Raw genomic sequence first — 22,636 nt, forward strand, 5'->3', positions numbered from 1 at the left:
TCTTTCGGGCGCAAGCTATCCCTTGGCCTTATTCGGTTCAAGGCGTGAAACGGTGTATATACTGAACGTGATCACGCTGATGTAACGCATGGATGGACATGTGAGCAGGTCATGATTAACTGGGGATTAAGTGCGTTGCAGGGACCTGTTGATGGCAGTTGAAGCACAAGCCAAGCCGAATATCGAGAGTGCTGACCGGGTCGGTTACGACTTTAGCGTTCTCTATCGGCTGCGCATGATGTTTTCCGCTTTTTGGAATTCGGCGGTACGCATCAAGATTATTTCCCTTACGATCGCATTGTTCGTGATTATCCTGGTTACGGCGTACGTCCAGGTTCTTCTCAACAATTGGAATGCGCCATTTTACGATTCGCTGGCGCGGCGCGACACCCATGCGTTCTTCCATCAGCTCGGCGTCTTCGGCATTATCGCAGGCCTGCTTTTGGTCCTCAACGTCGTGCAGGCATGGCTCAATCAAATGACCGCGCTCTATATGCGCGAGGGCTTGGCGCGCGATCTCGTCGACCAATGGCTGCAGGCCAAGCGTGCGCTTCGTCTCGCCTCCTCCGGCTTGATCGGCGTCAATCCGGATCAGCGGCTGCATGAGGATGCGCGCAATCTGGCTGAAAGCACGACAGGCCTCGCGATCGGCCTGGTGCAGGCGACGATCCTGCTGCTGAGCTTCATCGGCGTGCTCTGGGAATTGTCCAGCGGCATGGTCTTCAATTTCAAAGGCATGAGCTTCTCCATTCCCGGTTACATGGTCTGGGCGGCGATCATCTATGCGGGGTCTGCCTCGTTCCTCAGCCAGTTCGTCGGCCGCCGGCTGGTGCGGCTGAACGCCGACCGCTATTCCAAGGAAGCCGAGCTGCGCTTTGCGCTGATGCATGCCAATGAGCATATGCCGGCGATCACCATTGCCGGCGGCGAGGAGAATGAGCGCCGGCGGATCAATCTCGATATCTCCGCTGTGCTTGCCGTCATCCGCCAGCTCGCCATCGCCAATACCAATCTCACCTGGGTTTCGGCCGGTTATGGCTGGCTGGTGCTGATCATTCCGATCCTGGTGGCTGCGCCCGCCTATTTCTCCGGCGGACTGACCATCGGTCAGTTGATGGTGGCGGTCGGTGCCTTCAACCAGGTCAATTCCGCCTTGCGTTGGTATGTCGCCAATTTCGGCCCGATCGCAGAGTGGCGGGCCACACTGATGCGTGTCACCGATTTCCGTCAGGCGTTGACGGAGATGGATGACGGCACGGTCATGCCGCACACCATTGCTTTCGATCATGCTGCGCCCGGTGAAATGGTCTGGACGGATATGGAGATTTCCACCAAGACCAGCGAGGATGTCATCGAGAACGGTTTCCGTATCCGCGAAGGCACGGTGACGATTGCCGCCGGCGAGCACATCATGGTCAACGGCGATCATGGCGTGAACCGCAGGCTGCTGTTCCAGTCGCTGGCGCATCAGTGGAACTGCGGCGCCGGCAAGATCAGCCTGCCGCCGATGGAAGACATGTTGTTCATGCCGCATACGCCCTATGTCCCGGGCGGTACGCTCCGCGAAGCGATCTGCTTCCCCGAGGATCGGGATGCCTATGAGGATGCCGCCGTCGAGGCCGCGATGGACAGGGTCGGCCTTAGCCGCCTGAAGAGCCGGCTCGATACGCAGGCGCGTTGGGATCGGCTGCTGGACAATGACGAGCAAAAGGCGCTCTCCTTCGCGCATCTGCTGCTGGCGCAACCGAAATGGATCATCCTCGACGAAGTCATGGAAGGGCTGGAGCCGGATATCCAGGCCAAGTTCTCGGCGCTGCTGACGGAATTCACCGACGCCACCGTCATCTATATCGGCCGTTCCGAAGCCTATCTCCAGGCAATGTCGCCGCGCGTGCTGCACCTGCAGGCACTGGTGCCGCACGAGGAGGTCGTCGCCGAAGTCGTGCCGCCGGCCGTAGCGATACCGGATATAAGCCCCAAGAGGGCGAATTCGCCGTCGCGGTAGTTTGGGGCGATAGTCAGGCACGGCTACGGACGACGCAATTTTCTGCCTGGCCCCTCCCCCCGCTCTTGTAACTTATCATCTACCGCCTGTGAGCGTGTCGTTGAGCGCCGCAGTCCGCCAAAAAGCGAGATGATGCTTCAACAAAATTAGGCTTTTTTCGAAAGTGAGCGGATAATGACTGTATATTGAGGGAGGGGGCGGAGCATGATGTTCACGAGTGCGCGATTAGTCTGGTCAAGGCCATTCATTATCTTGGCGGCGTTTCTGTTGATTGTGGCCAGCGGCAGCGCCGGCCTAGCCGCCGATCAAACTGCCGTCTCTGAGGCGACGCAGCAGAAGATCAATCAGCTTACAAAGCTCCTCGACGACGCCGACATTCGGTCGTTGCTCGCTTCGCGCGCCAAGCCGGCCCCAGCAGACGAAGGGATGCCGGGCGCCTCCGCCAACGAATTCACGCAGCGGCTCAACGCCATAAGGGATCATGTGACGTCGGTCGTGGCCGCAGTGCCACTCGTGCCGGGCGAGTTCGAGAAGGCCAGAGAGACGACGATGGCGGGCATTAACGATCGCCGACCAATCACCGTCCTGACTTTCTTCCTGCTTCTTGTGGCGATTGGTCGAACTGTTGAATGGGTATTTGGCCGTTTTGCACGCCGCATGCAAACGAACCGGGAGGTAGATGCCTCGCAGTCTCCACCGAGTGGTTTCCAAATTCTGGGCCGGTATCTCTTTGCGGAGATTGCGCCCCTCGTGATCTTCGGCATCGCAAGCCTGGGCCTTTTCTTGAGTTTCAGTTGGCCGCAACTATTGACAGAACTTATAGTGCCAACTCTGCTTGGATTGATTGCCGGACGCTTCATGATCCGTCTTACCAGGATCTTGCTGACGCCCTACCCCAACGAAAGTGGCGATGGCGCGACGCGCTTGATTCCGATCGGGGAAAGTGCCGCCCATTTCTGGTTCAGCCGCCTAACCCTGTTCATTTCAATCTTCGTTTTTGGCTGGGCAGCGAATGGTATCATGCTTGATCTCGGCTTCCTGCCTGCAGCGAGGGAAGTGGTCGTCTATTGCCTCGGCCTTCTCCTGCTTGCATCGGCGATTGAGATGGCATGGCACCGTCCGCGCGAGACCGAGCATCACAGCCGCCATGGCGTGTTGGACTGGCTACTCGTTTTCTGGCTATGCCTGATCTGGGTCCTCTGGGTGGGTGGCGCGAGCGTCCTGATGTGGCTTTGCGCTTATCTCATTCTTGTCCCCGCCGGTCTAAAGATCGTGACCGCCGTTACCCACGGCGCGTTTCTGCGCTCCGCTAGCGATGCGGGTGCCGCGAAGCCGGTTCTCGAGGTCATCGTCGAACGCACTGCAAGGGCCGTCTTCATCGCACTTGCGGCTCTGTGGCTGACGAGCGTGATGCGCCTTAACTCAATGATGATGCAGGACGAGACCGCGAGCCGTATCTTCCGCGGCGTGCTAAGCGGTGTCGTAATTCTTCTTGTGGCCGACATTCTTTGGCAAGTTGTGAAGGCTCTGATCGAGAGTAGGCTAGCAAAGGCGCATGCTGCCGATAACGATGCTGCAGAAGCAGCCCGGAATGGCCGCCTTCTGACGCTGCTGCCGATTCTCAAGAACTTCCTCGCCGTCTTGATTGCCGTCATCGCGATCCTGACGGTGCTGTCGGGACTCGGGGTCGCGATTGGCCCGCTGATAGCCGGCGCAGGCATCTTCGGCGTAGCCATCGGTTTCGGCTCGCAGACACTTGTCAAGGACGTCCTCAGCGGCGTGTTTTACATGATGGACGACGCCTTCCGTGTCGGCGAATACATCCAGAGCGGCAGCTACAAGGGCACCGTTGAATCCTTCAGCATCCGATCGGTGCGATTGCGGCACCATCGCGGTCCGGTCTTTACCGTGCCCTTTGGCGTCCTCGGCGCGGTCCAAAACATGTCGCGGGATTGGGCGATCGACAAGTTTAAGATCGACGTGGCCTTCGACACTGATCTCGTCAAGGTGAAGAAGCTGGTGAAGGGAGTCGGAGCGACGTTGCTCGAAGATCCGGAATTCGGGCCGCTGATCCTCGAGACCGTAAAGTTCAAGGGCGTCGAGCAGTTCGGAGACTACGGAATGACCGTCAGCTTTGCTATGACCACCAAGCCCGGTCATCAGTCCGGGATCCGACGGCGCGCCTACGCGATGATCCGCGAGGTATTCGCCGAAAACGGCATTGAATTCGCCTCTCCGACGGTTCAGGTCGCCAATGAAGGAAAGGTTGGCGCTGACGGCGCGCCTACAGTGTCCAGCACCTCGACCGCCACAGCCGCTGCACTTGCAGTGAACAATGCGATTGCGTTGAGAAAGGCCGCCCCGACCGCAGAAGAGGGCGGCTGAAGCTGGGCTGAGGGGCCACGCACGTAATCGCGGCGGTAGAACGTTCACCTGACCATCACCATGCCAAGGCCCAAAAACAAAAACGCCCCATCCGCAAGGATAGGGCGTTTCCGTTGAACGATAGGCCGATCACTCAGTCCTTGGCGCGCTCGACGTAGGAATTGTCTTCCGTGGCGATGACGACGCGGGTGCCGGCGTTGATATGCGGCGGCACCATGGTGCGCACGCCGTTCGACAGCATGGCGGGCTTGTAGGAGGACGATGCCGTCTGGCCCTTCACGACCGGTTCGGTCTCGGTGATTTCCAGCGTGACGTGGCGCGGCAGCTCAAGTGCCAGCGGAATGCCTTCGTGGATCGACAGGATGCAGGTCATGCCTTCCTGCAGATAGGCCTTCTGGTCACCCATGGTTTCGACGTCGACGACGACCTGGTCGTAGTTGGCCGGGTTCATGAAGTGGAAGCCTTCGCCATCTTCATAGAGGTACTGGAAGTTCACGTCTTCGACGAAGGCGCGCTCGACCTGCTCAGTGGTGCGCCAGCGCTCGGACACCTTTACGCCGTCGACGATGCGGCGCATGTCGACCTGGGTGACCGGCGTGCCCTTGCCCGGATGAAAGTTCTGAGCGGTGAGAACGACGTAGAGTTTGCCGTCGACGTCGAGAACGTTGCCCTTGCGGACTGAAGAGGCGATGACCTTGACCATAAGACTTCCTTGTAACTCGGCCTGTCACGTCGTAGAGGACTGTCGAAATGCACCTCGCGACGCAGCTATTGTTTGCTTGGGGGCGCAACTACCCTAAATCAACAGAAATAGCCACCCCCATCCCTGGCGACCCGAGAAGAAAGCGTGCAATGGAGCCAACGAGCAGCAAAGCGTCCCCCTGGTGGACCCGCACCGTCCACGCGGATCGGCGGCCGTTCCTCATTGGCCGCAATGCCATCCAGGCGGCTCTGCGTGAATTCTTCATCCGCAACGATTTCATCGAAGTCGACACGCCGACGCTGCAGGTGTCGCCGGGCAACGAGGCGCATCTTCATGCCTTCGCCACCGAGGCGCTGACGACGGATGGCCAGAAGGCGCCCTTCTATCTCCACACTTCGCCGGAGTTCGCCTGCAAGAAGTTGCTCGCCGCCGGCGAGGAGCGCATTGCCTGCTTCGCCCATGTCTATCGCAACCGCGAGCGCGGGCCGCTGCACCATCCGGAATTCACCATGCTGGAATGGTATCGGGCGGGCGAGACCTACGAGACGCTGATGACCGATTGTGCTGCGCTGCTGGCGCTGGCGGCGGAGACGGTGGGGGCAAAGAAACTCAGCTATCGCGGCGCCGAAACCGATCCGTTCCTTGCGCCGGAGCGCATCAGCGTCGCTGCCGCCTTTGAACGTTATGCCAAGATCGATCTGCTGGGCTCGATCGGCCTCGACGGATCGACGGATCGCGAACATTTGGCGGCCGAGATGCAGCGCGTGGGTATGCGTGTGGCAAAAGACGATCACTGGCCCGATCTTTTCAGCCGCGTGCTGGTCGAGAAGGTCGAGCCCTATCTTGGCTTCGGCCGGGCGACGATCCTCGACGAATATCCGGTCTCGGAAGCGGCCCTTGCCCGGCCCTCGGCGCGCGATCATCGCGTGGCTGAGCGCTTCGAGCTCTATGCTTGCGGCGTCGAGCTCGCCAATGCTTTCGGCGAACTCACCAATGCCGACGAGCAGCGGCGGCGGTTTGAGATAGAGATGGCCGAGAAGGCTCGCATCTACGGCGAGACCTATCCGCTGGATGAGGAGTTTCTCGAAGCCCTTGCCGTCATGCCGGAGGCGAGCGGCATAGCGCTCGGCTTCGATCGACTGGTGATGCTGGCGACGGGTGCATCGCGGATCGAACAGGTGCTCTGGGCGCCCGTTTCGGAGTTTGGTTCATGAACGTGATGCGTCCGATCAGAAGCGTCGACGACCTTGAACAGGCCGGTTTGATCGATGCCGGTGAGGCTCTGTCGCTGGAGGCGGTTGCCGCGCGTTATGCCATTGCCCTGACGCCTACGATGGCAAAGCTGATCGACCGCAGCGACCCAGCCGATCCGATTGCGCGGCAATTCGTGCCTGACATGGTCGAACTTGTCGTTACGCCGGAAGAGCGGGCCGATCCGATCGGTGATCATGCCTATAGTCCGGTCGAGGGGATCGTCCATCGCTATCCCGACCGTGTGCTGTTGAAGGCCGTGCATGTCTGCCCTGTCTATTGCCGTTTCTGTTTCCGTCGCGAGATGGTCGGGCCGCAGGGTCTCGGCACGCTGGATGCGGCGGCACTCGATGCCGCCTTCGCCTATATCCGCGATCACCGCGAGATCTGGGAGGTTATCCTGACCGGCGGCGATCCGTTGGTGCTGTCGCCGCGCCGGCTGGAGGAGATGCTCAGTGCGCTCGCCGATATCGACCATGTGAAGATTGTCCGGTTCCACACTCGCGTGCCCGTCGTCGATCCCCTGAAGATCGACGAGGCGCTGATCGCGGCGCTGAAGGCGAGCGGCAAGACGGTCTATGTGGCGCTGCATGCCAACCATCCTCGCGAGCTGACCGCCGAGGCGCGTGCCGCCTGCGCGCGGCTTGTCGATGCCGGCGTTGTCCTGGTCAGCCAATCCGTTTTGCTGAAGGGCGTCAACGACGATCCGGATGTGCTGGCGGCGTTGATGAAGGCTTTCGTCGAGACGCGGATCAAGCCTTATTACCTGCATCATCCCGATCTTGCCCCCGGCACCAGCCATTTCCGCCTGACGATAGCGGAGGGGCAGAAGATCGTCGCCGCGCTGCGCGGCCGCATTTCCGGCCTCTGCCAGCCCACCTATATCCTCGATATCCCAGGTGGGCACGGCAAGGCAGACATCGGCAGAAACGCCGTCCGCGAGATCGGCGAAGGCTGCTATTCCATCTCGGATTATCGTGGCGGCGAGCATATCTATCCGCCGGAAGGATAGTCTGCTCACTGGCCGTTTCCGCTACTTCAGGATGTCTGTAGCGCCGCTTTTGTAAATGAACTTTGCTGGGAAAAATTTGGTGCATTAACCTTGCGGTCAAGTACCATTTTTCCGCACCTCATTCCGTACAGATTTTAGAATTGTAAGATATTGTCCCGTAAACGACATGTTATATGGCTTAAATATCGTAAATTTCTTTTAGAAAAATCTAAAAAATAAGATTTTCTTGATAAGTATATCCTGGTTATATTTACCACGTCGCTTAGCGGAATGTTCTATTTTCCCTGTTACTTCTCGGCGCAGGATAGGACGGCGTTGCTGCCGTCGCGTTTACGATCGCTTGGAGGGACTAAAGGATGAATGAGACGATTCGCGATTTGCTGGCCAAGTTTGGTGCGCTCCCCGTTGCGATGGATCAGATTGCCGACGACGCCGATCTCTACGCGGCCGGGCTGTCTTCCTTTGCGTCGGTGCAGCTCATGCTTGGCATCGAAGAAGCCTTCGACATCGAGTTTCCCGACAATCTGCTGAACCGCAAATCCTTTGCCAGCATCGTCGCCATCGAAAAGACGGTCGGCATGATCCTGGACAGCCGAAAGGTTGCCTGATGAGTGTCGCGGTCGCTTTGGTTGAAGCCGGAGCCGCAGATACGGCGGCGGTGCGTGCCGCACGCGTTGCGGCGATCGCCGGTAAACATGCTGATGCAGTCGACATAGAGGGCCGGTTCCCGCGCGAGGCTGTGGACGCGATGCGCGCCGAAAGGCTGCTGTCGATCCAGATCCCCGCCGATCTTGGCGGCGAGGGTGCATCGACCACCGAAATAGCCGAACTCTGCTCGATTCTCGGCCAGGCCTGCGCGGCCAGCGCCATGGTCTTCGCCATGCATCAGATCAAGCTGTCGAGCCTGGTCGAGCATGGTGCTGAGAGCGACTGGCACCGCGAGTTCATGCACCGCATCGCCAAGGAACAGCTTCTGCTGGCATCGGCGACGACCGAAGGCGGCATCGGCGGCAATCTCCGCAACAGTATCTGCGCCATCAAGGTGGAAGGCGACCAGTGCTTCCTCGAGAAGGACGCAACCGTCATTTCCTATGGCGCCCATGCAGACGCTATTCTCATCACCTCGCGCAGCCATGCCGAGGCGGCTTCCTCCGATCAGGTCATGACGGTATTCCTTAGGGATCAATACACGCTGGAGCGCACCATCGAGTGGAACACGCTCGGCATGCGCGGCACCTGCTCCGACGGCTTCCTGTTCAAAGGCGAAGCACCGGCCGAGCAGATCCTGCCGAAGCCGTTTGCCGAGATTGCCGCGCAGTCGATGTTGGCAAGCTCGCATCTGCTCTGGAGCGGCGTCTGGTATGGCATCGCAGCCGACGCGGTGGCCCGCGCCCAGGCTTTCGTGCGCGCCGCGGCCCGCAAGTCGCCTGGCCAGCAGCCGCCCGGCGCGTTGCGGCTGGCGGAAGTTTCCAGCCTGCTGCAGATGGTGAAGTCGAATGTCGTCGCCGGCCTGAAAGTCTATGAAGAGGCCAAGGCCGATGCCGACCGGCTCTCTTCGATGGCGTTTGCCGTCGCCATGAACAACGTCAAGATCGCGTCGTCGGAGATGATCCTGCCGATCATCAACCATGCGATGCTGATCTGCGGCATCATGGGCTACAAGAACGGCACGCCCTACAGCCTCGGCCGCCATTTGCGCGATGCGCACTCCGCTCAACTGATGATCTCGAACGACCGCATTCTCGGCAATACGTCGACCATGTTGCTCGTCCACAAACAAGATACCAGCCTACTGGGATAATCGTCATGGATATGCAGACCTCGTTTCTCGACCGCCTTTTTGAATCCGGTCTTCTGATCGACACCGGCGTTGATGGCCTCTATGGCCGCAGCGGCCAGTTCGAAGACGTCATTTCCGCTTTCGAGAGGCTGATCGACAAGTTCGGCGGCGCCGATGGTGCCGAGGCCATCCGCTTTCCGCCCGGCATGAACCGCGCCTTCTTCGAAAAGAGCGGCTACATGAAGAGCTTCCCGCAGCTTGCCGGCACGGTGCACAGCTTCTGCGGCAACGAGCTCGATCACATGAGCCTCCTGAAGTGCATGGAGGTGGGAGAAGATTGGACGAAGGATCAGGAAGCGACCGACATCGTACTGACGCCGGCGGCCTGCTATCCGCTCTACCCGACGGTCGCCAAGCGTGGCGCGTTGCCTGAGAGCGGCGCGCTCTTCGACCTGCAGTCCTATTGCTTCCGCCATGAGCCTTCCAAGGATCCGGCCCGTCAGCAACTGTTCCGCATGCGCGAATATGTCTGCATGGGCACCGATAAGCATGTGACGGATTTCCGCCAGAACTGGATGGATCGCGGCGTCGAGATGATGAGGGCCGTCGGCCTTGAAGTGACCATCGATGTCGCCAACGACCCGTTCTTCGGCCGCGCCGGCAAGATGCTCGCCAACAACCAGCGCGACCAGAACCTGAAGTTCGAGCTGCTGATCCAGATCACCTCCTCGGCCAATCCGACCGCTTGCATGAGCTTCAATTATCACCAGGACGCCTTCGGCGCGAAATGGGGTTTGAACTTCGAGGACGGCAGCGTTGCACACACGGCCTGCGTCGGCTTCGGTCTGGAACGCATTGCGCTGGCGCTGTTCCATCACCACGGTCTCGACACCAAGGAATGGCCCGAAAGCGTGCGCAAGGCGCTGTGGGGCTGATCGGTTCCATGGCTTCCGTCTTCGCGGGACTCGATCCCACCAGCTACAGGTCCCATGCGCTGCACGACAGCGAGCGCGTGTGGCCGGAAACCAATTGCTATATCGATCTCTGGATCGAGGTGCTCTCAAGCCTGAAACTGTCGCCGGAAGCCATGCTCGGCTTCACGGTGGGCCAAGATTTCGAGGGTGATCAGTTTACCTTCTTCAAAGTGCCGCTCGAAGATCTGGAAGCGTTGTACGGCATCCGCTGCACGGAACTCGCAATCTACGACAAGATCCAGCACCACGTCGCCGAGCAGATCGGCCGTCGCCGGCTCTGCCTGGTCGAGATGGATTCCTTCTACATGCCGGACACTCAGGGTGTCGGCTATCGCCGCGAGCACGGCAAGACGACCGTCGCCATCAACAGGCTGGACATGGCGGGCCGCGAGCTCGACTATTTCCACAATGGCGGCTTCTTCCGGCTGTCGGGCGAAGATTTCGACGGGCTGTTTCAATTGCATCTGACGGATGAAGATCTGCCCTTCCTGCCCTATACGGAATTCGCGAAGTTTCCCGAGAATGTGCCGGGCGAGGCCGCCATCCGGCAGACGTCCAGGCAACTTCTGGCCTTCCATTTCCGCCGCCGTCCCGCGGCCAATCCCATCCGTGCCTTCGCAGCGGTTTTCCCGGCGCAGGTGGAAGTGGTAGCCGAACGGCCCTTCGGCTTTTTCCACAAATATGCCTTCAATACGCTGCGCCAGCTCGGCGCCAATTTCGAGCTGGCGGGCAGTCATCTCGACTGGCTGTCGGGGGCGTTTTCGGAAGCTGCTGGCGAGGCCCGGCGAATTTCGGAAGTGGCGAAATCCGTGCAGTTTCAGCTCGCCCGCGCCGTAACACGCAAGAAATTCGAGCCGTTGCAGACGGCCCTTGATCCGGCCGCGGATGCATGGGATTCGATGATGGGGCTGCTTGAACAAAAGCTGTAGGCGAACGTGATCTCCTCCCAAAGCCTGCTCTTTGGGAATCCTGTTCTGAGCTGAGGAATGCAATGCACGGGCGTTTGGCTGATATTGGCGGCGAGACGCTGCTGAGCGAAGGGTGGAACCTGGTTCTGACGGATGCGGGCGCCTGCGCTTCGCCTTCGGACGTGCCGCTTTCGGCCGGGTTCATCCCCGCGTCGGTGCCAGGCACGGTGGCCGGGGCGCTGGAAAAGGCCGGGCTTTTCAATCGTGAGCATCCCCATCCGCTGAACGACAAGGACGCCTGGTATCTTTGCAGATTGGTTGACGCCGACCCCGGCAATGCGGTTCTGCGGCTCGGAGGATTGGCGATGCTCTGCGACGTCTTTCTGAACGGCACAAAAATCCTCGTTTCCGAGAGCATGTTCGAGTCGCACGAACTCGCCGTCCATCTGCTGGGCGGCGACGAACTGGCACTGTGTTTTCGTGCCCTGGAGCCACGGCTTGCCGAACCCGGCCCCAGAGCCCGGTGGCGGCCGCAGATGATCACGCCGCAGGGGCTGCGCCTGGTACGGACGACACTGCTCGGCCACATGCCCGGCTGGTGCCCGGAAATCCATGCGGTTGGCCCCTGGCGGCCGATTTCACTGTTTCGCCCGCATAGCCCGATCATTCGCGATCTTTCGCTACGTCCGGATCTGCTGGAGGATGACGAGGGCCGGCTTTATGCCTCGCTCATTGTTGAGGGACAGGTCGGTGAGATCGTGCTTCGCTGTGGTGGCGTCGAACAGGCCTTTGAGAAGGACAATGGCGGTCGCTACACGGCGATCCTGAAAATCCCTGGTGTGACGCCGTGGTGGCCGCACACCCACGGAACGCCCTATCTCCATGACGTCGCGCTGATCGTCGATGGTGTCGAGCACCCGCTCGGGCGTACTGGCTTCCGCCGGCTTGCGGTCGATCGCAGCGCGGACGGTCAGGATTTCGCGCTTGTTGTCAATGGCGAGCGCATCTTCTGCCGTGGCGCCGTCTGGACGACGGCGGATATTGCCCGCTTGCCTGGCGGCCGTGAAGATTACGAGCCCTGGCTGCGGCTGGCGGCGGAGGCGGGCATGAACATGGTCCGCATCGGCGGCACCATGGCCTATGAGACCCCGGAATTCTTCCGGCTCTGCGACGAACTCGGCTTGCTGGTTTGGCAGGATTTCATGTTCGCCAATTTCGACTATCTGAAGAACGACAAGGCCTTCAATGCCCATGTCGAGGCGGAGGCGGCGCAGCTTCTTTCGAGTACGCGCCTGTCGCCCTCGCTCGCTGTGCTTTGCGGCGGTAGCGAGATCCACCAGCAGGCGGCAATGATGGGCTTGCCGGAACGCTTCTGGGCGAGCCCGATCGTGGAGGAAATCATTCCGGCCATCGTAAAGTCGCTGCGGCCCGATGTTCCCTATGTCGTCAATTCCCCCTCGGGCGGCGCCATGCCGTTTTCCTCGAATGCGGGGGTGACGCATTACTATGGCGTCGGCGCCTATATGCGGCCGCTTGGCGATGCGCGCCGCGCCGACGTTCGCTTCGCGGCGGAAAGTCTGGCTTTCGCGCATGTGCCGCAGGCCCGGACCTTGGCGCGGCATTTGCCAGTGCCGGCAGTCCATAGCCCGCTATGGAAAGAGCGGGTGCCGCGCGATCGCGGTGCTTCCTGGGATTTCGAGGATGTGCGCGATCATTATGTCAGCGAACTCTACGGCTTCGAACCAAGCCGCCTGCGGCGCGAAGATCCGGATCTCTATCTTGATCTGTCTCGCGCCGTTACCGGCGAAGTCGCGGAAGAAACCTATGCCGAATGGCGGCGGCAGGGCTCCGGCTGCAACGGTGCCCTTGTCTGGACGCTACAGGATCTGTTGCCCGGCCCCGGCTGGGGCGTGATTGACTCCACCGGTGAGCCGAAGCCCATATGGTATGCGCTCCGCCGCGCCTTTCGGCCGGTGCAAGTATTGCTCACCGACGAAGGCACCAATGGCCTCGATGTGCATGTCATCAACGAGGGCGATGTTGCCCTCGACCTCGATCTAGACGCGGTCTGCCTGCGCGACGGCCGCCAGACCGTGGTCAGCGGGAAGCGGGAATTGTCGGTCGAAGCCCGCGGCAAGCACAAGATCGCCTGCACCGATCTCTTCGGCGCCTTCTTCGACACGACCTATGCCTTCCGTTTCGGCCCGCCGTCACATGATGTGACGGTGGCGCGGCTTACAGCGCGCGAGACAGGGGCGCTGATTACTGAAGCCTTCTACTTCCCCCTGGGCAGGACAAAAGCCTTTCACGAGGCCGAAATCACAGCTTCCGTCGTGCAGCAGGACGATCACTGGTTCCTTGATCTGCGCAGCGACCGGTTGGCACAATCGGTACAGATCGATTTCGAAGCCTATCGGGCGGAGGACGACTGGTTCCACCTCGCTCCCGGTGGGACCCGGCGGTTGAGGCTTTATACGAGGGCTGGAACTTCGGTAGAGACTGTTCCCACAGGTCAGATCAGGACTTTGGGTGGCCGGGGGATAGTCGAAGTGTGATTGAGGCGCGGCAAGCGCAGCGGCCTATCTCGCCCTTGGCGGGCGAGAAAGTAAAAACTTAGAATTAGGCGAGGGCTCGTCCCTCGTCTAATTCTTAGTTTTTACAAGAGCGGGGGTAGGAAGGGACGCACCGATCTCGAAAACTATCGGTGCAAGACGTGGCCCCCTCTCTTGCAATTTCAATGGCTTAGAAATTGCGCGTGACTTTTGGATATGCGGAGCTTGCGGTGTCGCAATTCCTAAACCAGTGAAATTGCTTTCTCGCCCGCCAGGGGCGAGATAGGTCCTGCGCTGGCTCCTCCTACAACGTCACCCCATCCGGCCCGAACAGATGGCAGCGCTCGGGATCGATGTGGATGCTGACTGTTTCTCCGGCGCGAATGGCCTGCTGATCTTCCAGCGCGACCGTCAGTGCCTGGCCGCCATGCAGCGTGACGTAGAGGATCGTCTGGCCGCCGAGATGTTCGACCAGATCGACGCGGGCGCTGCCCAGCGCCAGGCCGCGGTCGCCGACGTTCAGATGTTCCGGGCGGGCGCCGAGGGTGACGGGTTGGCCGGGCTGGAGACCGCCGAGCCGGCGCGGCAGGCGCACCGTCTGGCCGGCGAGGTCGATGACGGCGGAGCCGTCGTCGGAGGCGACGATCTTTGCGTCCAGGAAGTTCATCTTGGGCGAGCCGATGAAGCCGGCGACGAATTTGTTCCGGGGCTTGTTGTAGAGATCGAGGGGCGCCCCGACCTGTTCGATATTGCCGCCATTCAGCACCACGATCTTGTCGGCCATGGTCATGGCCTCCGTCTGGTCGTGGGTGACGTAGATCATGGTATTGCCGAGCCGCTGATGCAGGCGAGCGATCTCGACGCGCATCTGCACGCGCAGTTCGGCGTCGAGATTGGAGAGCGGTTCGTCGAAGAGGAAGATCTTCGGTTCACGCACGATGGCGCGGCCGATGGCGACGCGCTGTCGCTGGCCGCCGGAGAGCTGCTTCGGCTTGCGCTGCAGGAGCTGCTTGATCTGCAGGATCTCGGCCGCTTTTTCGACGCGCGGCTGGATCTCCTGTTTCTTCATGCCCGCCGTTTCCAGGCCGAAGGCGAGGTTCTTGTAGACCGACATGTGCGGATAAAGCGCATAGGACTGGAACACCATGGCGATGCCGCGCTTGGAGGCCGGGACATCGTTCATGCGGCTGCCGTCGAGATAGAGCGCGCCGCCGGAAATCGGTTCCAGGCCGGCGATCATGCGCAGCAGCGTGGACTTGCCGCAGCCGGATGGACCGACGAAGACGGCGAATTCACCGGGTTCGATTTCCAGGTCGATGCCGTGGACGACCTCAAGCTCGCCATAGCGCTTGATAACCTTCTGCAGCGAGACGCTTGTCGCCATGGGCGCTTCCTCCTTGTTCGTCCTGATGGCTCGCACGGCTGTCGTCATGCGGGCCTCCAGCTCTTGTATTTCGTGCTTTCGGGGCCGACTGGAAAGCGGACTTCGGTGCGCGTTTCCGATGATTCATAGAATGCGGTGACCAGCTCCAGCGCCTGGCGGGCATCGGTTGTCGTCACCGGCAGCGGTCCGCCCGATACCAGTGCTTCGTGGAACAGCTTCATCTGCGTGTTGAAGCGGTTCGGAATTGGCGACCAATCGGCGAGCAGCGCATCGATCTTTGCGCCGATCTCGTCATTGGCGGGGACGATCTTCCAAGGGTCCTGGCCGGGGCTGTAGGGCTCGTGGTTGCTTTCGATCAAGACGTTTTCGAAGGCGAGGCGCAGGCGGCTGATCTGTTCCTGTGAACCAAGCGTGGCGCTGATGGTGGCAAGTGCGCCGTTTTCCATCAGCAGGCTGGCGCTGGCGCAATCTTCCACTTCGATATCGTTGACGCGGGTGGCGACGCGGCCGAAGAGGCCGGCGATCGGTCCCATGAGATAGGTGAGCATGTCGTGCAGATGGATGGAGTGCGTCATCAGCACGCCGCCGAGCTCCGTATCCCACTTGCCGCGCCAGGGGACTGCATAATAGTCGGCGCCACGGACCCAATGCGTTTCCGATGTGGCGACATAGGGCTTGCCGGCGATGCCGGCCTCGATGATGCGCTTGGCCTTCTGGATGCCGTCGCCATAGCGATACTGGAAGATCGGCATCAGCCGGCCCTTGGCCGTCTTCTCGGCGGCGATGACGGCATCGACATCGGCGAGCGAGCCGACGAGGGGCTTTTCGCAGACCACATGCTTGCCGGCGGCAAGCGCCTGTATGATGAGCTGGAAATGCGAGCCCGGCGGCGTGCAGATATCGATGATGTCGATATCGGGCATGTTGAGGATCTCGACGAAATCCTTGAGGCGTCTGCCGATGCCGAATTCGTCACCCACGGCGTTCAGGCGTTCCTCGTTGAGATCGCAGAGAGCGGCGACTTCGAAGCGATCCGGATGCGGCAGGTAGCCTTCGACGATATGGGAGCGGCCGATGCCGAGGCCTATGATCGCGACTTTTTTTACGTCGGACATGTCGAGATTACCTCTGAATGCTGTTGAGCGATGTCGCTTCGGCCAGAGCCTGCGCCTTCAGCGCCAGCTCCATGGCCTTGAAGCAATGGTCCTGTCCCATCGCGGTTTCGGTGCGGTCCCGGATATCGGCGGCCAGTTGCCGGCCGTAAGGCAGCTCGACTTCGGTGCAATCGATATGCTGCATGCCCTTGCGGTCCGTGAGGAAGAGATGATCGGTGCCGGGACGGCCGGCAACGTCGATATATTTGCGCAGCTCGATCGTGCCTTCGGTGCCGACGATGAAGAGGCGACCGTCGCCCCAGGTGGAAAGGCCATCGGGCGTGAACCAGTCGACGCGGACATAGCCGGTGACGTCAGGCGTGCGCAGGTGAAAATCGCCGTAATCCTGTAACCCGGGCGTTTCCGGATTGGCGCGGTTGGAAACCGTCGCTGACAGTACCTCGGCTTCCAGCGAGTCCGCGAAGAACAGGAACTGCTCGCATTGATGCGAGGCGATGTCGGTGATGATGCCGCCGTAGCGCTTGCGGTCGAAGAACCAATCCGGCCGGGTCGGTTTGCGCAGCCGATGTGGGCCGAGCCCCGTCGTGTGGATGACCTTACCGATGGCGCCGGCTTTGACCAGCTCCCCGGCTCTAACGGTCGATGCCGTCTCAAAATGTTCGGAATAGAGGATGGAGACGATGCGTTTGGTTTCCGCCTGTACCCTGCGCACTTCCGCGAGTTGATCCAGCGTCACCATGCCGGGCTTATCCAGCATCACGTCCTTGCCATGCCGCATGGCCTCGATGGCGAGGTTCGACCGCTCGTCGGAGATTGCGGCGCTGACGATCAGGCCGATCGAGCGGTCCTCCAGGATTTCGCGTTTGTCAGCGACACGTTTTGCCTGCGGGAAACGCCCGGCGAAGACGGCGGCGAGGTCGTCTTCTACGGCGTGGAAGGCAACGAGCTCGGCGCCAGCCCGCAGCATGACGTTGACCTGGCCGTAGATGTGATCGTGATTGAGGCCGATGGCGGCAAAGCGCAGCGCGCTCATGCGACATTTCCTTTCAGTGAGTTTCTTTGGTTACGGTCCCAAACCTTGGGTATTCGGGACCGCAGGATTCATAATCAGCGTTTGAGGCCGGCCGTGGCGATGCCGTCGATCAGCAGCCTCTGGAAGAACAGGAAGATCAGGAAGACGGGGATCAGCGAGATGCTCGACATGGCAAACAGGCTGCTCCAATCGGAGCTACCGGTCGAGTCCACGAAGGAGCGCAGGCCAAGCTGCACCGTGTAGGTGTTGATGTCGGAGAGATAGATCAGCGGGCCGAAGAAATCGTCCCAGGTCCAGATGAAGGAGAAGATGGCAGCGGTCGCCAACACCGGCAGCGACAGCGGCAGCATGATCCGCCAATAGATGCGCCACGGGCTGCAGCCGTCCATCATCGCGGCCTCGTCCAGTTCGCGCGGAATGCCACGGAAGAACTGCACCATCAGGAAGATGAAGAAGGCATCGACCGCCAGGAATTTCGGGACGACCAGCGGCAGCATGGTCTTCACCCAGCCGAGCTTCAGGAACAGGATATATTGCGGGATCAGCGTCACATGATAGGGCAGCATCAGCGTGCCGAGCATCAGCGCGAACCAGAAATTCTTGCCCCAGAAATTCAGCCGGGCGAAGGCATAGGCCGCCAGCGAGCAGGAGATGACATTGCCCATCACGGAAAGGACGGCGATGATGACGGAATTCCACACGAAGGAGCCGAAGGTGACCTGTCCGCCGAACCAGCCGCGGGCATAGGAGCTGAAGTCGAACTGCGACGGGATCAGCGAGGCGGTGCCGAAGATCTCGTTCTGATCCTTTACCGAACCGGAAAGCATCCAGAGCAGCGGGTAGAGCATCACGATCGACGCGGCGACCAAAGCGACATGGATGAGGACGGACAGGAACCACGGGCGTTCGCGCGGCGGGTTCAGATCTTCGGCAAAATGGGTGAGCTTCGCGTCAGTCATCGTAGTGGACCCAATAACGAGCTGAGAGGAAGGAGAAGGCGGTGAAGATCGCGATGATGATCACCAGGATCCAGGCGAGGGCCGCGGCATAGCCCATGCGGAAATAGCCGAAGGCCTCCTGGTAGAGGTAGAGCGTGTAGAACAGCGTGGAATCGATCGGGCCGCCGGTGCCGGATGAGATGACATAGGCCGGCGTGAAGGCCTTGAAGGCATCGATGGTCTGCACCACGGCGTTGAAGAAGATCACCGGCGTTAAGAGCGGCAGGGTGATCTTGAAGAAAATCCGCGCCTTCGATGCACCGTCCAAGCTGGCCGCCTCATAGAGATCGGTCGGGATCTGCCGAAGGCCGGCGAGAAAGATGATCATCGGCGAACCGAACTGCCAAATCGCCAGGATGATGAGGGTATAGAGCGAATAGTCCGGATTGGAGATCCAGCTCGGTCCGTTGATACCGAAGGAGTACCAGAGCAGGGTGTTGACGATGCCGTCGGCATCGAAGATCTGCCGCCACAGCACCGCAATCGCAACGCTGGAGCCGAGCAGCGACGGCAGATAGAAGATGGCGCGATAGACCGGCAGGCCCTTGATACCGCGGTTCAGCAGCAGCGCCACCAGAAGTGCGAATGCCAGCTTCAGCGGTACGGAACAGACGACGTAGAACAGCGTCACCTTCATCGATGACAGGAATTTGTCGTCTGCCGTCGCGATCCGCACATAATTGTTGATGCCGACGAGGTTCGGAGACTGCAGCAGATTGTAGTCGGTGAAGGAGAGATAGAGCGAGGCAATCGCTGGCCCGAGGGTCAGTCCGAAGAAGCCGATGAACCACGGCAGAAGGAAGAGATAGCCGGGTGCGTTGCGCGCGAATGCGCTCGGCGCCTTGTAGGAGGTTTCCACGCGCAACGGCGCGCGCTCGCCGACGGCTAAGCCGCCGGCAACGCTCTTGCTGTTTGTACCCACGGTATCAGCCTCGCGTAATGTTTGCTGCTGCCTGTTCGGTGAACTTCGTGCCAGCGTCCTGCGCGCTGGTTTTGCCGAAAGCCACTTCCTCGGCGATCGTCTTCAGCATGAATGCATTCTCGCCGGCGCCGTTCGGTGGAGACGGCGGTAGAGCTCCGACATTCGGCGTCAACCGGCCGATATAATCGACGACCTGTTTGCTCGTGGCATCGAGATCCGGCGTCAGCAGATCGCGGATCTTCGGCGAGGCGGGAACGCCGCGCTCTACGCCGAGTATCTTTGCGCCTTCCGGATCCTCCACGAGATAATTGACGAAGGCGACGGCGGCGTCCTTGTTTGCCGAGGTTGCCGAAACCGACATCAGCATCGAGGGTTTCAGATACTGGCCGGGCTTGCTACCCGGGTTGCTGGGATACGAGACCAGGTCGATCTTTTCCTTGACGAGGCCCTGAATGGCGACGAACTGGTTGGAAAAGGCGTAGCTGACGGCCGCCTTCTTGGTCACCAGCATGTCGGTCTCGATGGTCTGCTTGTAGAGAGCCTGCACATCGGCCGGCACGCAGGCGCCGATTTCGCGCAGGTGGCCCCAGAAGGAAAACCATTCGGCGGCATCCTTGGCTTCGAAGCCGAGCTTGCCGTCGCTCGTATAGAGCGCCTTGCCGCGCTGGCGCAGCCAGCACTCGAAGTCAGGCTCGCCGCCGCTCTGATCTGCGGTGCCGTAGAAGCCGCGGCGTTTCTTGGCGGCGGTGACCTTGGCGCAGGCCTCGCCGAGCTGCTCCCAGGTCATGCCGTCATGCGGCGGCTCAATGCCGGCTTCCTGCCAGGCTGCCACATTGACGACGACCATGGAGGAATTGACCCCGAGATTGACGCCGTAAATCTTGCCATCGACCTTGCCGGAATTGATATTGGGAGCCCCGAAATCCTCGATCGCCAGGCTCTTGTCGAGATAGGGCGTCATGTCGAGCAGCGCGCCGCGACGGGCATATTCGAAGATGTAGCGATAATCCATCTGAATGAGGTCCGGCGCGTTGCCGCCGCCGGTCTGCGTGGCCAGACGCGTCCAGTAGCTATCCCAGCCGAAGGATTCGCCGGCGATTGTGACATCCGGGTTCTTGGCTTGATAGGCCTTTACCGCTGCAAACGTACGGTCGCTTCGCTCCTTCGATCCCCACCAAAGAAGGCGCATCGCGGTTGCCGCATTGGCGCGCGAAAGTCCGATACTGCTGAAAGCTAGCGTGGCTGCCATGCCAGCAAGCAACTGCCGGCGATCGATCGTCAACGTCATCCTGGTCTCCTCCCCAGTTAACCGGTGATTTACGAACTGCTTTGCATGATATAACTATTTGGTTACAAGTTGGATAGAAACGCGACCGCTGTCAAGCGCCAATCGTGTCACAATCAAGCGACCCGTGCTGGGGCTGGGGGCATCCGTTGCGAAAGAGATAGATCGGGGAGGAGGAATGTCCATGGTGGCCAGGACAACCCAAGGAACTGAAAAATCAGCGAAAGCGGGCGTTTACGGCAAGGCGGAAACGAGGCCGAAGAAGGTGCCGCGCAATCCGCAGCGCACCCATGCCATGATCCTGGAAGCGGCGACGGAGGAATTCGCCGCGCACGGCTTCGGCGGTGCCAGGGTGGATGCGATCGCGGCGAGGGCGCAGACCAACAAGCGCATGCTCTATCACTATTTCGGCGACAAGGAGGGACTCTATGTCGCCGTGCTGGAGGCGACCTATGCGGCGATCCGCAATGCGGAGAAAAATCTCGACCTCGCCCGCCGTGATCCCGAGGAAGGGATGCGCGAACTGGCGCTCTTCACCTGGCATCACTTCCTCGAACATCCGGAATTTTTGAGCCTGCTCGTCACCGAAAACCTGCATGAAGCGCGTTATCTGAAGCGTTCCGACAAGATTTCGGCGATGCATTCGCACTTCATCGGCGAGCTGGCCGACGTGCTGCGACGAGGTGAAGCAGCCGGTATTTTCCGGCCGGCCATCGACCCGGTGTCGGTTTACCTCACCATTGCGGCGCTCGGTTTCTTCTACCTGTCCAATCGCCATACGCTATCGACGATTTTTGCCCGCAAGCTGACCGCACCGGAAGCGCTGAAAGCCTGGGGCGAGCACATCGTTTCGGTGACCTTGGCCTCGATCAGGGCTTAATGCGTTCCGCTTTGGGCATGCGGTGGCTCCAGCGATCACGAGAAATTTTCGAAAGGGCGATTGACAAGTCCGGAGATATCGCGCGATCGTGTAACTATATAGTTACATTGGCTGGCCGGCCAAACCTTTGCTATTCCTGACTCTGGAGGGGGTCGGGTCAAAATATCAAGGAGGGATCATGAAGCGCGTCGGTATCATCATGCACGGCGTCACCGGACGCATGGGGCTGAACCAGCATCTCATCCGCTCGATCGTGGCGCTTCGCGCCGAAGGCGGCGTGCTGCTGTCGAATGGCGAACGTGTCATGCCCGATCCGGTCCTCGTCGGCCGCAATGCGGCGCGGCTGGAAGAACTCGCCCGCAAATACCGCATCGAGCGCTGGACCACCGATCTCGATGGTGCGCTCGCCGACCCAAACGATACGATCTTCTTCGACGCGGCGACGACGCAGATGCGCGCCGAGCTGATTTCGAAGGCGCTCGATGCAGGCAAGCATGTCTATTGCGAAAAGCCGATCTCCGACGACCTCGACACGGCGATAGAGCTGGCCCGCAAGGCCAAGGCATCGGGCCTGAAGAACGGCGTCGTGCAGGACAAGCTGTTTCTGCCGGGCCTTCGCAAGATCGCCATGCTGCGCGACAGCGGTTTCTTCGGCAAGATCCTCTCCGTGCGTGGCGAATTCGGCTATTGGGTGTTCGAAGGCGACTGGCAGACGGCGCAGCGGCCATCCTGGAATTACCGCAAAAAAGATGGTGGCGGCATCATCCTCGATATGCTCTGCCACTGGCGCTATGTGCTCGACAATCTTTTCGGGCCGGTAAAGGCGATCAGTTGCCTCGGCGCCACCCATATTCCCGAACGCGTGGACGAAGCCGGCCGACGCTATGTCGCCGATGCCGACGACGCAGCTTATGCCACCTTCGAGATGGAGGGCGGCATCGTCGCCCATATCAATTCCTCCTGGGCCGTGCGTGTCCGCCGCGACGATCTCGTCACCTTCCAGGTTGACGGCACGCATGGCTCGGCGGTGGCGGGGCTCACCCGTTGCTGGACGCAGCATCGGGTCAACACGCCGAAACCGGTCTGGAATCCCGACCAGCCGCAGACGATCGACTTTTACGACACCTGGGACGAGGTGCCGGACAATCAGGTCTACGACAACGGCTTCAAGATCCAGTGGGAAATGTTCCTGCGCCATGTGCTCGAAGATGCGCCCTGGCGCTACACGCTGACGGAGGGTGCCAAGGGCGTCCAGCTCGCTTCCCTCGGCCTGAAGAGCTGGGCCGAGCGCCGCTGGCTGGATGTCGAGCCGCTGGAGATTTGAGGGATGGTGGTTGCTTGGTCATTAGGATGGTCAGGACAGTTCTTCGATGCCGTATCCCTGTGCCTGGCCCCTCACCCTAGCCCTCTCCCCGCTTGTGCGGGGAGAGGGAACGACCGCGCAAAGCA

General features: G+C 60.5%; 18 protein-coding genes. 11 read left to right on the forward strand and 7 right to left on the reverse strand.

The features are described from left to right. Positions 1-151 precede the first annotated feature (151 nt). Together GGD50_RS11770 and GGD50_RS11775 are read left to right on the forward strand one after the other, a co-directional pair. Complete coding sequence (locus tag GGD50_RS11770) at positions 152-2,005, forward strand: ABC transporter ATP-binding protein/permease (protein WP_107109795.1); 1,854 nt, start codon at positions 152-154, stop codon at positions 2,003-2,005. Positions 2,006-2,212: 207 nt separating this feature from the next. After that, positions 2,213-4,390, forward strand: coding sequence for a mechanosensitive ion channel family protein (locus GGD50_RS11775; protein ID WP_107109950.1), 2,178 nt, complete (start codon positions 2,213-2,215; stop codon positions 4,388-4,390). Between the two features lie 133 nt (positions 4,391-4,523). Here GGD50_RS11775 and efp read toward each other — a convergent pair whose 3' ends face one another. Continuing rightward, positions 4,524-5,093 carry an elongation factor P gene (gene efp, locus GGD50_RS11780; protein ID WP_028751515.1) on the reverse strand — a complete coding sequence of 190 codons (570 nt, stop codon included), beginning with the start codon at positions 5,091-5,093 and terminating at the stop codon, positions 4,524-4,526. Between the two features lie 149 nt (positions 5,094-5,242). Here efp and epmA point away from each other — a divergent pair, with 149 nt between their 5' ends. The 7 genes from epmA to GGD50_RS11815 all read left to right on the forward strand — a co-directional run bounded on the left by epmA (position 5,243) and on the right by GGD50_RS11815 (position 13,573). Beyond that, positions 5,243-6,307: an EF-P lysine aminoacylase EpmA gene (epmA, locus tag GGD50_RS11785; protein ID WP_107109794.1), complete on the forward strand. Its 1,065-nt coding sequence runs from the start codon at positions 5,243-5,245 to the stop codon at positions 6,305-6,307. Next, complete coding sequence (locus tag GGD50_RS11790; protein ID WP_107109793.1) at positions 6,304-7,356, forward strand: lysine-2,3-aminomutase-like protein; 1,053 nt, start codon at positions 6,304-6,306, stop codon at positions 7,354-7,356. Before epmA ends, GGD50_RS11790 begins: the two co-directional genes overlap by 4 nt. Positions 7,357-7,712: 356 nt before the next feature. Continuing rightward, positions 7,713-7,964, forward strand: a complete 252-nt coding sequence (locus GGD50_RS11795; protein WP_107109792.1) for an acyl carrier protein — start codon at positions 7,713-7,715, stop codon at positions 7,962-7,964. Beyond that, the gene (locus tag GGD50_RS11800) at positions 7,964-9,157 is read left to right on the forward strand and encodes an acyl-CoA dehydrogenase family protein (protein ID WP_107109791.1); all 1,194 of its coding nucleotides are present in this window, start codon (positions 7,964-7,966) and stop codon (positions 9,155-9,157) included. The genes GGD50_RS11795 and GGD50_RS11800 overlap by 1 nt, the downstream gene beginning before the upstream one ends. A 5-nt stretch (positions 9,158-9,162) precedes the next feature. Next, the gene (locus tag GGD50_RS11805; protein ID WP_107109790.1) at positions 9,163-10,071 is read left to right on the forward strand and encodes an amino acid--[acyl-carrier-protein] ligase; all 909 of its coding nucleotides are present in this window, start codon (positions 9,163-9,165) and stop codon (positions 10,069-10,071) included. A gap of 8 nt (positions 10,072-10,079) precedes the next feature. Further along, entirely contained in the window at positions 10,080-11,039 is a 960-nt protein-coding gene (locus GGD50_RS11810; protein WP_107109949.1) for a DUF1839 family protein, read from the forward strand. A gap of 62 nt (positions 11,040-11,101) precedes the next feature. Further along, on the forward strand, positions 11,102-13,573 hold the full coding sequence (locus GGD50_RS11815; RefSeq protein WP_107109789.1) for a glycoside hydrolase family 2 protein: 2,472 nt from the start codon (positions 11,102-11,104) through the stop codon (positions 13,571-13,573). 301 nt (positions 13,574-13,874) lie between these two features. Here the strand turns inward: GGD50_RS11815 and GGD50_RS11820 are convergent, their stop codons facing one another. The 6 genes from GGD50_RS11820 to GGD50_RS11845 form a co-directional block, all read right to left on the reverse strand. Further along, positions 13,875-14,954: an ABC transporter ATP-binding protein gene (locus tag GGD50_RS11820; RefSeq protein ID WP_107109948.1), complete on the reverse strand. Its 1,080-nt coding sequence runs from the start codon at positions 14,952-14,954 to the stop codon at positions 13,875-13,877. A gap of 44 nt (positions 14,955-14,998) precedes the next feature. Beyond that, positions 14,999-16,069, reverse strand: coding sequence for a Gfo/Idh/MocA family protein (locus tag GGD50_RS11825; RefSeq protein WP_107109788.1), 1,071 nt, complete (start codon positions 16,067-16,069; stop codon positions 14,999-15,001). 7 nt (positions 16,070-16,076) lie between these two features. Further along, positions 16,077-17,102, reverse strand: a complete 1,026-nt coding sequence (locus GGD50_RS11830; protein WP_107109787.1) for a Gfo/Idh/MocA family protein — start codon at positions 17,100-17,102, stop codon at positions 16,077-16,079. Positions 17,103-17,176: 74 nt separating this feature from the next. Beyond that, positions 17,177-18,061 carry a carbohydrate ABC transporter permease gene (locus GGD50_RS11835; RefSeq protein ID WP_107109786.1) on the reverse strand — a complete coding sequence of 295 codons (885 nt, stop codon included), beginning with the start codon at positions 18,059-18,061 and terminating at the stop codon, positions 17,177-17,179. Continuing rightward, positions 18,054-18,965 carry a carbohydrate ABC transporter permease gene (locus GGD50_RS11840; RefSeq protein ID WP_210318832.1) on the reverse strand — a complete coding sequence of 304 codons (912 nt, stop codon included), beginning with the start codon at positions 18,963-18,965 and terminating at the stop codon, positions 18,054-18,056. Before GGD50_RS11840 ends, GGD50_RS11835 begins: the two co-directional genes overlap by 8 nt. Before the next feature lie 61 nt (positions 18,966-19,026). Next, positions 19,027-20,310: an ABC transporter substrate-binding protein gene (locus GGD50_RS11845; protein ID WP_107109784.1), complete on the reverse strand. Its 1,284-nt coding sequence runs from the start codon at positions 20,308-20,310 to the stop codon at positions 19,027-19,029. A gap of 181 nt (positions 20,311-20,491) precedes the next feature. On the opposite strand from GGD50_RS11845, the gene GGD50_RS11850 reads away from it, so the two are divergent. Both GGD50_RS11850 and GGD50_RS11855 read left to right on the forward strand, forming a co-directional pair. After that, positions 20,492-21,187 carry a TetR/AcrR family transcriptional regulator gene (locus GGD50_RS11850; RefSeq protein ID WP_107109783.1) on the forward strand — a complete coding sequence of 232 codons (696 nt, stop codon included), beginning with the start codon at positions 20,492-20,494 and terminating at the stop codon, positions 21,185-21,187. 178 nt (positions 21,188-21,365) lie between these two features. Then, a complete protein-coding gene (locus tag GGD50_RS11855; RefSeq protein ID WP_107109782.1) occupies positions 21,366-22,511 on the forward strand; it encodes a Gfo/Idh/MocA family protein in 1,146 nt (381 codons plus the stop codon). The last annotated feature ends 125 nt before the right edge of the window (positions 22,512-22,636 follow it).

This window comes from Martinezella paranaensis (genome assembly GCF_014200235.1).
Taxonomy (GTDB): domain Bacteria; phylum Pseudomonadota; class Alphaproteobacteria; order Rhizobiales; family Rhizobiaceae; genus Rhizobium; species Rhizobium paranaense.